The sequence below is a fragment of the Desulfosudis oleivorans Hxd3 genome, from assembly GCF_000018405.1.
GTDB classification, from domain to species: Bacteria; Desulfobacterota; Desulfobacteria; order Desulfobacterales; family Desulfosudaceae; genus Desulfosudis; species Desulfosudis oleivorans.
Window position 1 is genome coordinate 1,178,330 of sequence record NC_009943.1, and the last position, 15,152, is coordinate 1,193,481.

Genomic DNA, 15,152 nt, shown 5'->3' on the forward strand with positions numbered 1-15,152 from the left:
TCTCCTTTTCAATGTTGTTGATCAACAATAAGGCTTATACATATCGCCTGTTAAGTTCTCCGGTTGAATAAAGCAATTACCATAGACCACGGCCGTGTTGATGTCAATATAAATCTTGTAAAATCCGGATGGCCCGGTATAATGATCCCCGTTTGTTCAACGCCACCTGGTGACGATGCCGACCATGATAAACTAGATAATAATTTAAAGATGTTAAGCTGACAGGAATTGATATGCTGGAGACCTATCTGTTCGAAGAAAAAGAGCGCCTGGCCCTGGGCCTTCCGGCCCGGCCGTTGACCGAAACCCGGACCCTGGCCCTGTGTGACCTGCTGGAGGCGCCTCCCGCGGGCAGGGAGGCCCTGCTGCTGGATCTGCTGACCCATCGAGTGCCCCCCGGCGTGGACGAGGCGGCAAAAGTCAAGGCCGCGTTTCTTGGCGCCATTGCCCGCCGGGAGAAACACTCCCCCCTGATCAACGAGGAAAAGGCCGTGGCCCTGCTGGGCACCATGCTGGGGGGGTACAGCATTCGGCTCCTTATCGATTTTCTGGATATGGCCGACCTTGCGCCCCTGGCAGCCGAACAGCTGTCCCGGTCCATTTTTGTTTTTGATGATTACCGGACCGTGATGGCCATGGCGGCGGAAAATTCCCATGCAGCGGCAGTGGTGGAGGCCTGGAAAACGGCCCGGTGGTTTTCCGACCGGCCCCCGGTGGCAGAAAAGATCACCCTGACGGTTTTTCGCGTGGACGGCGAGATCACCACCGATGACTTTTCACCGGCCGGCCAGGCCGGCACCCGGTCCGACATTCCGCTGCACGCCCTTTCCATGCTTCAGAGCCGTTATGAAAAACCCCTGGAGACCATGGCCGAATTAAAACAGAAAGGGTATCCGCTGGTATTTGTGGGGGACGTGGTGGGCACGGGATCGTCGCGCAAGTCGGCGGTCAACTCCCTGGTCTGGCATATCGGTCACGATATTCCCCATGTGCCGAACAAGCGCCGGGGCGGTGTGGTGCTGGGCGGCAAGATCGCCCCCATCTTTTTCAATACCCTTGAAGACGCCGGGGCCCTGGCGATAGAGTGTGATGTATCGGCCCTCGGTCATGGCGACACGGTTTCGGTCTTTCCTCAAGATGGCCGGATCGTCAACGAAACCACAGGAAAAGAGGTGGCCCGGTTTGTGCTCAAGTCCCCGGTTCTGTTGGACGGGGTGCGGGCAGGGGGCCGCATTGCCCTGATCGTGGGCCGGACCTTGACCAACAGCGTGCGGCGCGACCTGGGGCTGGCGGATGCCGATATTTTTGCCGACCCGGCCCGCCCGAAAAAATCGGCCGGCGGCTTCACCCGGGCCCAGAAAATCGTGGGAGCGGCCTGTGGAAAGGCCGGGGTGGTGCCGGGAGAGTACTGTGAACCGGTCCTGGCCACCGTGGGCTCTCAGGATACCACCGGCAGCATGACCCGGGATGAATTAAAGGAGCTGGCCTGTCTCTCTTTTGGTGCCGACCTGGTGATGCAGTCCTTTTGCCATACCGCCGCTTATCCCACGGACAACGACAAGATGATGCACGCCGATTTGACCGCCTTTTTCACCCAGCGGGGCGGCATCGCCCTTCGGCCCGGCGACGGTGTGATTCACTCCTGGATCAACCGCATGCTGCTGCCCAACACCGTGGGCACCGGCGGAGATTCTCACACCCGGTTTCCCGTGGGCATCAGCTTTCCCGCGGGATCAGGACTGGTGGCCTTTGCTGCGGCAACCGGCAGAATGCCCCTGGACATGCCCGAATCCGTACTGGTAAAATTTTCCGGCCAGTGCCGTCCCGGCATCACGCTCCGGGACATGGTGAACATGATCCCCTATGCAGCCATTTCCCGGGGGTTTCTGACCGTTGAGAAAAAGAACAAGCAGAATCTGTTTTCCGGCCGTATTCTGGAGATGGAAAGCGAGGCGGACCTGACCGTGGCCCAGGCCTTTGAACTGACCGATGCCTCGGCGGAACGGTCCGCCGCCGCCAGCACCATCCGGCTGAACATTGAGCGGGTGGTCGAGTTTGTGAAAGGTAACGTGGCCCTGCTGGAAGACCTTCTGGCGCGGGGGTACCGGGATGCCGGCACCATCTCCCGCCGCATAGAGGCCATGCAACAGTGGCTGGCCGACCCGGTCCTGATCCAGGCGGACGCGGACGCACAGTATGCAGCGGTTCTTGAAATCGATTGCAGCGCCTATGACCAGCCCATCCTGGCCTGTCCCAACGACCCGGACGATGTGCGCCTGCTCTCTGATGTGGCCGGCACCGCCATCGACGAGGTGTTTATCGGCTCCTGCATGACCAATGTCTCCCATTTCCGGAACGCGGCCGCCATTCTCGGGCAGGCGGACAGGCTGAAGGCAAAGTTGTGGATTACGCCCCCCACCCGCATGGACCGCGATACACTGGGTGCGGAAAATCACCTGGCCGTGTTCGAGCGCCTGGGCGCCCGCATTGAGATTCCGGGCTGTTCCCTCTGCATGGGCAACCAGGCCCGGGTGTCGCCCGGCGCGGTGGTGATGTCCACCTCCACGCGCAACTTTCCCAACCGCATGGGGGATGACACAAAAGTCTTTCTCGGCTCCGCCGAACTGGCCGCGGTGTGCGCCATCCTGGGCCGCATTCCCACGGCAGACGAGTATCAAGACATGGTGAGTATGTTGTAATTCAGATGTGCCGCCGGCCCGGGTCTTATGATACATGCGGGCCGGCGGCTTTTATCCCGCCGCGTTTCCTCCACACCCTTTACTTCTCCATCCCGTTTTGCTGATCCACCAATTTCATGGTGATGCAGGTATTTTCCTTTCTGGAAGAGCGGACAGAGCCGGTCATCCGCGTGGTTTTGCGGATAACACAACCGGGAAATGTTTGGGTTTTCGGCAGCCGTATTGTGTGCGGGACACTGTTTTGGGTTGACATCGGGGAGCCCAGCCGGTATGAACCCTCTTTTTATAAGTACTGACAGGAGATGAATGTGAACAGCCGAAAGACCGTTTTTATCGAGGATATGAAAGCGTGCGTGGATTATACGATCGCCACCCTGGGCAAAAAGATCGTGCTGGCCATGCCCCTGGCCCTGGGCAAGTCCCATGCCTTTGCCAATGAAATGTACCGCCGGGCCAAGGCGGACCCGGAGATGCAGCTGCTGATGGCAACTGCCCTTTCCCTGGAAAAGCCCACTGCGTCCAGTGAGCTGGAACGGCGCATGCTGGAGCCCATCGTGGACCGCATCTGGAAGGGGGTTCCGGATTTTGAATACATGCTGGACCTGCGGGCCGGCCGCATGCCGGCCAATGTCACGCTCAAGGAGTTTTATTTCCGGGCCGGTTCTTTCAATCACGTGGCTTCGGCCCAGCAGAACCACTACAGTTCCAACTATACCCATGTGGCCAGGGACATGATGAACGAGGTGCTGGAGGACAAATCGGACTGGGGGTTTGTCTTCTGTCAATTGGCGGCCAAGCAGGTCATCGATGGCAAGACCTGGTACAGCGACAGCTGCAATGCCGACCTGAACCTGGATCTAAAGCGACTGCTTCCTATGGGAAGGGAACTGGGAATTCAGGGGCTGCACATCGCCCAGGTAAACAGCAATCTGCCCTTCATGTACGGAGACGCGGTCAGCGACGAGACTTTTTTTGATGTGATCGTGGACAACGAGGCATATGACGCACCCCTGTTCAGCGTTCCAAAGGAGCCGGTCATCGTGGCGGAACACATGATCGGCCTGCATGTGAGTACCCTGATCAAGGACGGCGGCACCCTTCAGGTGGGGATCGGCTCCCTGGGGGACGCCATTTCCAATGCCCTGCTCATGAGGCATCATCACCCGGAAGACTACCGCAGCGTCATTGCCGACCTGGAGGTGATGGAGCGTTACGGCGCCCTGGTCGACCGGGTGGGCGGCCTGGACCCTTTTGAAAAAGGGCTTTACGGCTCCACCGAGATGCTGGTGGGGGTGTTTCTCGATCTTTACGACGGCGGTATCCTGAAGCGAAAGGTCTACGCGGACCCGATTATTCAGCGGCACATCAATGACGGCCTGCTTTCAGAAACCATCACGCCGAAGGCGGCCGCGTGTATTCTTGAGGCCGAAGAGCTCAATCCCGTCATTGGTGAAAAAACCTTTGCCGGTCTTCAGCAGTGCGGGTTTTTCAAAAGCCACCTGCGGTATGAAAATTTCGGCATCTGGGATAATGAAACCTGGTATGCCGCCGACCTGCGGGACGATGACAACCGGCAGGCCATACTGGACCACTGCATCGGGGACCGGCTGACAAACGGCATCATCTGTCATGGGTCATTTTTTATCGGGGCCAACCGGTTCTACGCGTATCTGCGTCGCATGAGCGAGGAAGAACGGAAGCAGTTCATCATGACCGGCGTGGCCTATGTGAACCAGCTTTACGGCGATGAGACCATTAAACGGCTTCAGCGTAAGGACGGCCGTTTTATCAATGCCGGCATGAAGGTCACCCTGATGGGCCACGTGGCATCGGATGCTCTTGAGAACGGTACCGTGATCAGCGGCGTGGGCGGACAGTACAATTTTGTATCCATGGCCCATGCGCTGGAAGATGCCCGTTCCATTCTCATGGTGCGGAGCACCAAGGATCTGGCCCATGGCGTGGACTCCAACGTGGTGTTCAACTACGGCCACACCACCATCCCGAGGCACCTGAAGGATATCGTGGTCACCGAGTACGGTATCGCCGATCTGCGGGGCAAGGTGGATAGTCAGGTGGTTAAGTGCCTGCTGAATATCGCTGATTCCCGGTTTCAGCCCGAGCTGCTGGAAAAGGCAAAAAAGGCGGGAAAGGTGGCCTCGGATTACCAGATTCCCGCGTGCTACCGGAACAACTACCCGGAAGCCCTGGCCGAGAAACTGGCGACTTACAAGGCAAAGGGGTTTTTCAAAATCTTCCCGGCCGGGACCGAATTTACCGACGAAGAGATCGTGCTGGGCCGGGCGTTGCGGGGGTTCAAGGCAAAGGCTGCCGCAAGCCGGGTTGGCGCGGCGGCCGGTGTCGTCTCGTCCTTTTTCAGGCCGGTTCCGGAGCAGGCGCTCCCTTATCTGAAGCGCATCGGTCTTGACGCGCCGGAAACTTTCAGGGATCGGCTGCTGCAGAAGGTGGTGCTGTGCGCCCTGGCCGATGATGGGGCGTTGTAACCGGTTTATATGAAATTGACCTGGGCCACGGTTTCCCGCTGCTGAATGATTTTTTGAATTTTCGCCTGATCCGCCGCCGCTGTCACCGGACGAACAGCGGATACAGGTTTCCCACCGGCATCCGCCCGGTAGTGCCACTGGTCGAGAAAACCCTGTACCATGGCATAGGTCAACCCACCAAACCCGCAGCAGGTGGTGTCAAACAGTGCCTCTGCCACCAGGTAAAGAACCTCCCGGCCGTCAACGGCCAGCCGCACCTCTTTTCGAATGGTGTAGTGCCCGCCGATGGCGGTGATTTCCCTGTTCAACTCCAGGTGGGTGTAGTCATGCGTGTCGTGGTTCACTGGATTTGGCCCTCTCTGTTCAGTACAATTAAACACCCCTGTATTTTTACGAATCTATTTTAAAAAGCAAGGATTTTCAGTACGACTCGTATGGCGGGTTTTTTATGGGAGCAGGTGGCCGCCGGCCATGCCTGTTGTCTTATTTGCCATCTCCTGCTAAAGGTGAATCTGAAGATCAGGGACGCTTTAATAAAAGGAGAACAGAAATGGCATACATTGACCGATGTGACTGGAGCCGATGCACCGAGTGCGGACAGTGCCTGATGCAGTGCCCGGTGCTGGAAATGGACAAGCCGGCCGCGGTGAGTGCGATCCGCAACCTGATTTCCGGCGCGCCTGCGCCTGATGTGTTTGAAAAGTGCACCTTCTGTTTCAACTGCAACCGGTACTGCCCGGTGGAGGGACTGCGACCCCACGAGCTGATTCTGCAGCGGGCACTGGAGCACCGGGGAAAGGTGCCGGGTATTCTGAAATACCTGGCCAACGGGCGGGGCCGGACCAACCTGTTTTCCGATATGTATGAAAAGTTCACTGCCGAAGAAAAACAGATTCTTGAAAAATGGTCTGTGGTTCCCGAACAAAAAGAGATCCTGTGGATCGGGTGCATGGGCAAGCTCAGCTGCCGGGACATCGAGCACTCCACGGTGCTCGCGCCCCTGGCCAAGTTCGGCCCGCCTGACCTGTGCTGCGGTGAGCTGGCCTACCGGCTCTGCTCCTGGGAGATGTATGAGCAGACCGCCCAGCGCACCCTTGAAGTCTTTTCAAAGCTCAACATCGACCGCATGGTCTGCTACTGCGGCTCCTGCTACAACTATTTTTCCAGTATTCTTCCCAAAGTTTATGGCGTAACCCTGCCTTTTAAAATTATCTCCATGTACCAGTGGCTGTGGGAGCGGTTTGAAAAGGGGGAGCTGCGGGTGACCGCGCCCCGTGCCTTTACAGCCGCCATCCATGAATCGTGTTATGTCACCGAGCTGGAAGACGATTTTGCCGACTGCTTGAGACGGCTTTATCACACGGCCGGTGTGGAGACCGTGGAGCTGGCCCATCACGGTGACTGCAACCTGTCCTGCGGAGCGGTGAGTGCCGTACGCAGCCTCAATGTGTTATCCAGCATTTTTAAGGAGCAGCGCAGAAAATACGGTGAGGTGTCGGATGCAGGGGCCTCCCAGATCGCGGTCAACTGCCCGGGCTGTTACGTGACCTTAAGCTTTTCCAACTGGCTGTTCGGCAAGAAACTGCGGTACATGCCCGACGAACTGCTGGCCGCTTTCGGTGACACCATCACCACGCCCCTGGGAAAGCGGATGCCCATGATCATGACCACCGCGGCCCGGCGGTTTCCCGGGCTGATGTTTTCCCGGTAAGCCGGGCGGGTACAGTTGTTGGATCGCCCGGATATGTCACGAGTCGATTGGGCCGTTTTTAAAGAGTTGGTGTGGTCTGGGGTTTTGAGGGTTCAAGGATTCAAGGGAAGGTATTTGTGATGTTGTCGAAGGGCGTGGACAGAGACTCCTGGCACTTGAGAACCTCGAACCCTTCATTTGCAAATCAACTGAATTTCAAGAGAGGGAGATAGGCGGTGCTGGTATCGGCCTGGAAATCATCTGAAGAGATAGAACACTCCCTTGAAGGGAAACAGAACATCGCGGTGTTTTCGTGCAATGTGTGCGCCAACCTGAACGGCACCGGCGGTGCCCGGGGCCTGCGCAGGATGACGGCCCTTCTCAGGCAGTGGAAAAAACGCGTGGTGGTGGCCAAAACCGTGAACGTCTGCTGTTCCGAGGAGATCCTGCGACAGTACATTAATATATATATCCGGCCCCGGCGGGAAGTGTGCGACGCCCTGGTGATGCTCTCCTGCGCCGGTGGTGTCAAGTGCGCGTTTTTGTGCGATCCGGGCGTACCCGTGATCGCGGCCACGGATTCTTTGGGCAGCGGCGTTATCTCCACCAGCCGGCCCTTTTATGATGTGGGCATCTGTTCCTCCTGCGACCATTGCGTGCTTACCTGGACGGCCGGCATCTGCCCGGTGTCCGGCTGCCCGGCAAAAAAGAAGTACGGGCCGTGTAAAAAGGCGCCGGAACAGGCCGGTCCGTGCGTGGTTGACACCTCACGGCCGTGCGTGTGGCGGGAGATTGAAAAGGTGGCGGACATGGCGGCTCTGGCCCGGCTCGCGGACATTCACGGGCAAAAAGATTACACCCGTCTGCCGTCGGCAGCGGCAAAACCCACGCCCCCTTGGCTTCGCCGCTGCTCGGGCCGGTTCATGGCCCGCATCCCCGGCCTTTCCCGGTTGGTGGACATGGTGCGGTAGGCCGGTCTTTTGGCTCCCTCAGTTAAATGATCCCCATAACAGCCCTGCAGATCCCCACAAATTTTTTGTGTTTTCCCCTTTGAATTGTGTCAAAGGTTTTAATAGTTATTACAATATATAATCCATATTTACCGCATTCCAGTCAAAGCCCTGTAACATTTTCAAATAAATATCTTAAGACTTGACAATTACTATACGGTGTTTTAATATCTGACCGTTCTTTTTAAGGCTGTCTATTGAGTCCATTGAAAATCAATGGAGACTTTTGGCTTCAACAATTAAACTTAAAAAGGAGGTTCAGGATGAGACGGCAAAAACTGACAGTTCTGGTGATGAGTGTGATCGCAATTGCAATGCTGGTCATGTCCGGAACCGCCCTGGCCGAAGAAGCGAACAAGGGCATGCAGGGCGGAAAAGATGTGGTGGCCAAGGCGGCAGGGCAACTGGTCAATATTAATACCGCCTCTGTTGATGAACTGACAGCCCTGACCGGTGTTGGCAAAGAGATTGCCCAGCGTATTATTGAGTATCGTGAGGCCAACGGCGCTTTTAAGAGTGTGGAGCAGTTGCAGAACGTCAAGGGGATCGGCGCCAAGATACTTGAGAAGAACCGGAGCCGGATAACCGTGGGCGAGGTTGCCAAGTAGCCGCAGTTCTTCTCCCCTTAAGTTTTTAACGATTGCAAGGCTCGAAGCGGTGTTTTACAATACCGTCTCGAGCCTTTTGCATGATGGGTCGGTTTTTATTCAGTGTCGCACAAAGACAGGCGGTCTATGAAAAAGCTTTATTTTTCCAAGAACGTGGTGATCGTGGTGGTGGTGGACGCGCTGCTTTTTTGTTGCGCTTTCTACCTTGCCTACCTGCTGCGTTTTGATTTTCACATTCCCCGATTTTATCGGGTCCCGTTTCAGCAGGTCCTTCCCCTGGTAATCCTGCTGAAGCTGGCCTCTTTTTACTGGTTCGACCTTTACCGGGGCATGTGGCGTTACACCAGCCTTTCCGACCTTTTTAACATCGTTAAAGCCGCTTTGATAACCAACCTGGTGATTGTGGGGGGGCTGCTGTTTTTCAATCGGTTCCAGGGATTTCCCCGTTCGGTTTTCCTCATCGACGCGCTGCTTACCATTCTGACTGTTTCCGGGTTTCGCATCCTGATCCGTATCTATTTCGAGCACGCCGCAGGCGACAAGATGAGCCAGGTGGTGAAGAAAGCCTTTTCCCAGGTCTTTTCAAAAACTGACGGCCACACCCGTCGCGTGATCATTCTGGGCGCCGGGGACTGCGGGGAAAAGATATATCGGGAGATCGCCCATAATCCTTCCCTGGGTTTTCAGGTGGTGGGATTCCTTGATGACAACCCGGTAAAGGTGGGTAAAAAAATCCATGGCCTGCCCGTGCTGGGAGAAATTGCCGGGGTGTCCAAGTTTGTGGCCCGCCTGTCCATTGATGAACTGATCATTGCCATTCCTACGGCCACACCGGAACAAATGCGCACCATCGTGGCGCTTTGCGAGAAGAGCGGCATTCCTTATAAAACCGTTCCGGGTTTTAGCGAACTGTTAAACGGTACGCCATCTGTCGCAGCCCTGCGCAAGGTGGCCTATCGGGATTTGTTGGGCCGTGAGGTGGTGCGACTGGATAAGGAGGGTATCGGCGCCTACCTGGCGGGAAAAACCGTTCTGGTCACCGGCGCCGGCGGTTCTATCGGTTCGGAGTTGTGTCGCCAGATACTTGAGTTTTCTCCCGGACGGATTGTGCTGTTTGATCGGTCCGAAACGGCACTTTATGAGATCGACCTGGAACTCAAGGGGCAGCGCCGCGACACCGGGCTTCGTATTTCCCCGGTGCTGGGTGATATTCAGGACCAGCGCCAGCTTGAACACCTGTTTCAACTGACAGCCCCCCATGTCGTGTTTCACGCGGCCGCTTATAAGCATGTCCCCATGCTGGAAGCACACCCCTGGAAGGCGGTAAAAAACAATATTATCGGTACACGGAACCTGGTGGAACTTTCCAAACGATTTGCCGTGGAACGATTCGTGCTGGTCTCAACGGACAAGGCCGTGCGGCCCGCCAATGTGATGGGGGCCTCCAAGCGGGTGGCTGAACTGCTGCTTCAGTGCGGTAACGGAGGTGCCCCCTGCACCACGCAGTTCATGATCGTCCGGTTCGGAAACGTTCTGGGCAGCGCCGGCAGCGTGATTCCCCTGTTCCAAAAACAGATTGGAAAAGGCGGCCCGGTCACCGTGACCCATCCGGAGGTGACCCGTTTTTTTATGACCGTTTCCGAGGCGTGCCAACTGATTCTTCAGGCCGGCGCCATTGGCAACACGGGCCGGGGCAGGGCAGAAGTGTTTGTCCTCAAGATGGGAACGCCGGTTAAAATAGTGGACATGGCCCGGGACCTGATCCGTCTGTCCGGCCTGGAGCCGGACAAAGACATTTCCATCGAATTTGTCGGGCTTCGGCCCGGGGAAAAGCTGTATGAAGAACTGATCGTTGAAGGTGAAGGTGTGGTCCCCACCGAGCACGAGAAAATAATGGTGCTGCGAGGAGCCGAGGCCCACGCCGCCGTTCTCAATGGTGCCATTGAAGAACTGGAGCGGTCTGCTGAACTCCAGGATGGGGGCGCGATAAGGGTCTGGCTGAAAAAAATCGTCCCCGAATATGAACCCGCTTAAAAACAGTACCGGTATCGGCTCCTGACGTAATTACAGGCCGGAATATAAATGTTTGCGGCCGGTGACGGGTGGCCCCCTGTATATGGAATAAGGAAAACGGTCAACGATGGTAAAAAGTGATTTGCAGAAGAAAACGATTCTTGTCACCGGCGGCGCCGGTTTTATCGGTACCAATTTTATCTATCACGCCCTGGATGCAAGTTTCCAGTGTCGGATTGTTAACCTGGATGCGCTTTTGTGTGGCGGCAATGCCTCCAATCTTGACCGGCTGCCGGACCCTGCCAGGTCGCGATACCGGTTTGTGCGCGGTAAGGTTCAGGACGGTGCCCTGCTGGACCGGCTTTTTGCCGAAGAACAGTTTGCCGGTGTGTTTCATTTCGCGGCCCAGACCCACGTGGACCGCTCCATCACCGATCCCGGGGATTTTGTTGAATCCAATGTGGTGGGGACTTTTCGCCTGCTGGATACATGTCTCAAGTACTGGCGCCGGGGTGCTCTGGATCCTGACTTTCGCATGGTTCATGTCTCCACGGACGAGGTGTATGGCAGCCTGGGCAGTGAAGGGCGCTTCTCCGAAACCAGCCCTTACGATCCCTCCAGCCCCTACTCTGCGTCAAAGGCGGGTTCGGACCATCTGGTCAAATCCTATGTGCGGACCTATGGATTGCCGGCCATGGTGACCAACTGCTCCAACAATTTTGGCCCCTACCAGTATCCTGAAAAACTGATTCCCCTGATGATTGCCAGTATTCTAAACGAAGAACCGCTCCCGGTTTACGGGGATGGCAAAAATGTCCGGGACTGGCTCTACGTGCTGGACCACTGCGAGGCCCTGATGCGGGTGTTTGAGGCCGGCCGGCCGGGGGAGAGTTACAACATCGGCGGAGGACAGGAGTATGAGAACATCGAACTGGTACACATGCTTTGCGACCTGGTGGACACCCGGCTGGGACGTCCCGAGGCGCAAAGCCGTCGTCTGGTCCGGTTTGTCACCGACCGGCCGGGCCATGACCGGCGGTACGCCATTGACGCATCAAAAATCAAACACGCCCTGGACTGGAGCCCCCGGCACGATTTTACCCGGGCCCTGGACCAGACCGTGACATGGTACCTGAGCAACCGGCAGTGGCTGACAGGCGGCAAGCAGGATCAATAAAATAGACAAACAGGAGTTGGATAATGAAGGGTATTATTCTGGCGGGAGGATCGGGAACACGGCTTCATCCGGTCACCCATGTGGTAAGCAAACAGTTGCTGCCGGTCTATGACAAACCCATGATCTACTACCCGCTGTCGGTCCTGCTGCTGGCCGGTATACGGGACATCCTGATTATTTCGACTCCCGTCGACCTGCCTGGTTTTCAGCGGCTGCTTGGGGACGGCTCCCAGTGGGGGGTCTCTTTTTCCTATGCCGAACAGCCACGGCCCGAAGGACTTGCCCAGGCCTTTGTGATCGGCAGAAATTTTATCGGTAAAGATTCTGTGTGCCTGATTCTGGGGGATAATATTTTTTATGGTTACGGTGTGACAGGCAAAGTCTCCCAGGCCGTGCAAATTACGGCAGGGGCCACTATTTTTGGTTACTGGGTGAAGGATCCCCAGCGCTACGGGGTGGCGGCTTTTGACGCGGAGGGCCGTGTGGTGGATATTGAGGAAAAACCGTTGCATCCAAAGTCCAATTGGGCCGTGACCGGCCTTTATTTCTACGACAACCGGGTGGTGGATATCGCCGCAGGACTGAAGCCATCGGCCCGGGGTGAACTTGAGATCACTGACGTGAACCGGGCCTATCTTGAGAGCGGGGACCTGTTTCTTGAGAAGCTGGGCCGGGGCGTGGCCTGGCTGGACACCGGCACACCGGAGAGCCTGCTGGAAGCATCCAATTTTATTGAGACCATTGAAAAGCGCCAGGGCCTCAAGATCGCCTGCGTGGAGGAAGTGGCCTATCGAAAGGGTTTTATCGACGCGGCCCATCTGGAGAAGCTGGCCGCTGTTTATGGCAAGAGCGCCTATGGCGCTTACCTGCTGGACGTGCTCCGGTTCAAAAGAGAGGTATAAACATGCGGGTTGTTGACACGGATATCACCGGGGTGCGTATCATTGAGCCGGATGTTTTTGAGGATGCGCGCGGGTTTTTCATGGAGACCTACCAGCGGCAGCGATATGCGGGATACGGAGTGGATGTGGATTTTGTTCAGGACAACCTCTCCTTCTCTTCAGCAGGCACATTGCGGGGGCTGCACTACCAGTATCCTTTTGCCCAGGAAAAACTGGTCCATGTCATATCCGGCGAAATTTATGATGTGGCCGTGGATGTGCGGCGCGGCTCTCCCACCTTTGGCCGGTGGGTGGGAACGGCACTTTCATCTGCCAACCGGCGGCAGTTTTTTATTCCAAAGGGCTTTGCCCATGGTTTTTTGGTAGTAAGCGACACGGCTCTAGTGACCTATAAATGCGGCGATTATTACCATCCCGAGGCGGACCGGACCCTGCGCTGGGATGACCCGGCACTTATCATCGACTGGGGAACAAAAACGCCTCTGCTGTCGCCAAAGGATGCGGCGGCGCCGAGTCTGAAGGATATTCCTTCAGGCTACTTGCCTGTATACGGTGAGTTTAAATAAACAACCACGGGCCAAAAGTCGGTGGGTTTAAATCAAGCAATGAAAGGGCAGATACGGGGCAAAGATCCTTTAAACACATGTCCGTGCTCGTGAACGTAAACGTGTTCGTAAACGAAACAATGCTCATCAATTGAGCCAAATTCGTTAACAGTCACGTTCACGGCCACGGTCACGAGTACGAGCACGGGAAAAAACAACTGGGACTGCCCGCCTGAAAGGCGGGGTTTTAACCTTGACTGGGACCAATAAACGATTTATCCGGAGAAAAAATGAAAAACGGCATTGCCCCCCCTCACGGCGGACGGCTGATCAATCTGGTGGCCGATGAATCAAGGGTTGCCGGGCTGAAGGAGCAGGCCCTGAACCTGGAAGAGATCGTATTGAGCGGCCGCCAGCTATGTGATTTCGACATGCTGGCCACCGGTGTTTTTTCTCCGCTCTCCAGGTTTATGACCCGCACCGATTATGAGGCTGTTGTGGCGCAAATGCGGCTGGCATCGGGAGAGCTGTTCCCCCTGCCGGTGTGCCTGGATGTTTCAAACGAACGTGCCAGAACCCTGGCGCCGGGACAGGCCGTGGCCCTGCGGGACCAGGAGGGGCTGCTGCTGGCGGTGATGCACATTACCGACGTCTGGCAGCCGGACCGGGAACACGAGGCCCGGACGGTTTATGGTACCACCGACTGCGCCCATCCAGGCGTTCACCACCTGCTGCGATGTTGTGGTGAATATTACGTGGGCGGTACCATGGAGGTGGTGCAACTGCCCATCTACCTGGACTCCCGGCAGCTTCGCAAAAGCCCGGCAGAGGTCCGGGAACTTTACCGAAAGCTCTCGTGGCACCGGGTGATCGGATTTCACACGCGCCAGCCCGTTCACCGGCTTCAGTTCGAGATGACCATTCGGGCCATGCGGACGGCAAGAGCCAACCTGCTCTGCCTGCCCAGCGTGGGCACGATTGATCCTGACGACGTGGATCACTATACACGGGTCCGGTGTTATAAGCGGGTGGCCGAACGCTATCCGCCCGATTCCTTTCTGCTCAACCTGGTGCCCATGGCCATGCGCATGGCCGGGCCCAGGGAAGCCCTTCTGCATCTGATTGTGGCCAGGAACTTCGGCTGCTCCGGATTTATTATCGGTCCGGACCATGCCAGCCCCCCCCATCCGGATAATGGCGTGGCGTTTTATGAAAAGGACCGTGCCTGCCGACTGCTTGAAACCCATGCCGGAGAACTGGGCATGGAGGTGATCGTATTTAACGAGATCGTCTATCTTCCTTTTGAGGATGAGTTTGTTCCCGTGGACCAGGTGGCCGATGGCACACAGTATGTTTCCATGCCGGGGTCTTTGATCCGGCGGCGGATGCGGGCCGGCAAAACCGTTCCCGACTGGGCCACTTTTCCGGAGGTGCTTGAGGAGCTGGAGCGGGCCTGCCCGCCACCGGCCCGGCAGGGGTTTACCGTGTTTTTTACCGGCCTTTCCGGCGCCGGTAAGTCCACCATTGCCAGGATCCTTTACTCCCGGTTTTTAGAGATCGGTACCCGGCCGGTGACCCTTCTGGACGGCGACATCGTGCGGCACAACCTATCCAGTGAGCTGACCTTTTCAAAGGAACACCGGGATATCAACGTGAAGCGTATCGGGTTTGTGGCCAGTGAGATCACCAAGAACCGGGGCGTCGCCATCTGCGCGCCTATTGCGCCCTATGCCGCCACCCGGGCCGATGTGCGGCGGGTCATTGAGGCGTATGGCGGATTCTTCGAGGTCCACGTGGCAACGCCCATTGAGGAGTGTGAAAAACGGGATCGCAAGGGGATGTACGCCAAGGCCAGGGCCGGAAAGATCAAGGGGTTTACCGGCGTGGATGATCCTTACCAGGCGCCGGTCTGCCCGGACCTGAAGATCGACACCACGGACATGACCCCGGACGAGGCGGCCCAGGCCATTCTGCTGTTTCTCGGCGAAAAGGGATATATATAAT

General features: G+C 56.8%; 11 protein-coding genes. 10 read left to right on the plus strand and 1 reads right to left on the minus strand.

Annotated elements, in window-relative coordinates:
* The first annotated feature begins 233 nt into the window (after window positions 1-233).
* Both DOLE_RS05155 and DOLE_RS05160 read left to right on the plus strand, forming a co-directional pair.
* Window positions 234-2,699: a bifunctional aconitate hydratase 2/2-methylisocitrate dehydratase gene (locus DOLE_RS05155; protein ID WP_012174431.1), complete on the plus strand. Its 2,466-nt coding sequence runs from the start codon at window positions 234-236 to the stop codon at window positions 2,697-2,699.
* 302 nt (window positions 2,700-3,001) lie between these two features.
* Entirely contained in the window at window positions 3,002-5,203 is a 2,202-nt protein-coding gene (locus tag DOLE_RS05160) for an acetyl-CoA hydrolase/transferase C-terminal domain-containing protein (RefSeq protein ID WP_041280369.1), read from the plus strand.
* A 5-nt stretch (window positions 5,204-5,208) separates the two neighbouring features.
* Here the strand turns inward: DOLE_RS05160 and DOLE_RS05165 are convergent, their stop codons facing one another.
* Window positions 5,209-5,547 (minus strand): hypothetical protein, encoded by a 339-nt coding sequence (locus DOLE_RS05165; protein ID WP_012174433.1) that lies wholly within the window; start codon window positions 5,545-5,547, stop codon window positions 5,209-5,211.
* Between the two features lie 206 nt (window positions 5,548-5,753).
* On the opposite strand from DOLE_RS05165, the gene DOLE_RS05170 reads away from it, so the two are divergent.
* The 8 genes from DOLE_RS05170 (at window position 5,754) to DOLE_RS05205 (ending at window position 15,151) form a co-directional block, all read left to right on the plus strand.
* Window positions 5,754-6,914 carry a (Fe-S)-binding protein gene (locus DOLE_RS05170; protein WP_041280370.1) on the plus strand — a complete coding sequence of 387 codons (1,161 nt, stop codon included), beginning with the start codon at window positions 5,754-5,756 and terminating at the stop codon, window positions 6,912-6,914.
* Between the two features lie 215 nt (window positions 6,915-7,129).
* A complete protein-coding gene (locus DOLE_RS05175) occupies window positions 7,130-7,864 on the plus strand; it encodes a methylenetetrahydrofolate reductase C-terminal domain-containing protein (RefSeq protein WP_012174435.1) in 735 nt (244 codons plus the stop codon).
* A 302-nt stretch (window positions 7,865-8,166) separates the two neighbouring features.
* The gene (locus tag DOLE_RS05180; protein ID WP_012174436.1) at window positions 8,167-8,511 is read left to right on the plus strand and encodes a ComEA family DNA-binding protein; all 345 of its coding nucleotides are present in this window, start codon (window positions 8,167-8,169) and stop codon (window positions 8,509-8,511) included.
* Between the two features lie 126 nt (window positions 8,512-8,637).
* Window positions 8,638-10,545, plus strand: coding sequence for a polysaccharide biosynthesis protein (locus DOLE_RS05185; protein WP_012174437.1), 1,908 nt, complete (start codon window positions 8,638-8,640; stop codon window positions 10,543-10,545).
* A 106-nt stretch (window positions 10,546-10,651) separates the two neighbouring features.
* Window positions 10,652-11,701 (plus strand): dTDP-glucose 4,6-dehydratase, encoded by a 1,050-nt coding sequence (gene rfbB, locus DOLE_RS05190; protein ID WP_012174438.1) that lies wholly within the window; start codon window positions 10,652-10,654, stop codon window positions 11,699-11,701.
* A 23-nt stretch (window positions 11,702-11,724) separates the two neighbouring features.
* On the plus strand, window positions 11,725-12,603 hold the full coding sequence (gene rfbA, locus DOLE_RS05195) for a glucose-1-phosphate thymidylyltransferase RfbA (protein WP_012174439.1): 879 nt from the start codon (window positions 11,725-11,727) through the stop codon (window positions 12,601-12,603).
* Window positions 12,604-12,605: 2 nt separating this feature from the next.
* Window positions 12,606-13,169 carry a dTDP-4-dehydrorhamnose 3,5-epimerase gene (gene rfbC, locus DOLE_RS05200; protein ID WP_012174440.1) on the plus strand — a complete coding sequence of 188 codons (564 nt, stop codon included), beginning with the start codon at window positions 12,606-12,608 and terminating at the stop codon, window positions 13,167-13,169.
* A 269-nt stretch (window positions 13,170-13,438) separates the two neighbouring features.
* Window positions 13,439-15,151 carry a bifunctional sulfate adenylyltransferase/adenylylsulfate kinase gene (locus DOLE_RS05205; protein ID WP_012174441.1) on the plus strand — a complete coding sequence of 571 codons (1,713 nt, stop codon included), beginning with the start codon at window positions 13,439-13,441 and terminating at the stop codon, window positions 15,149-15,151.
* The last annotated feature ends 1 nt before the right edge of the window (window position 15,152 follow it).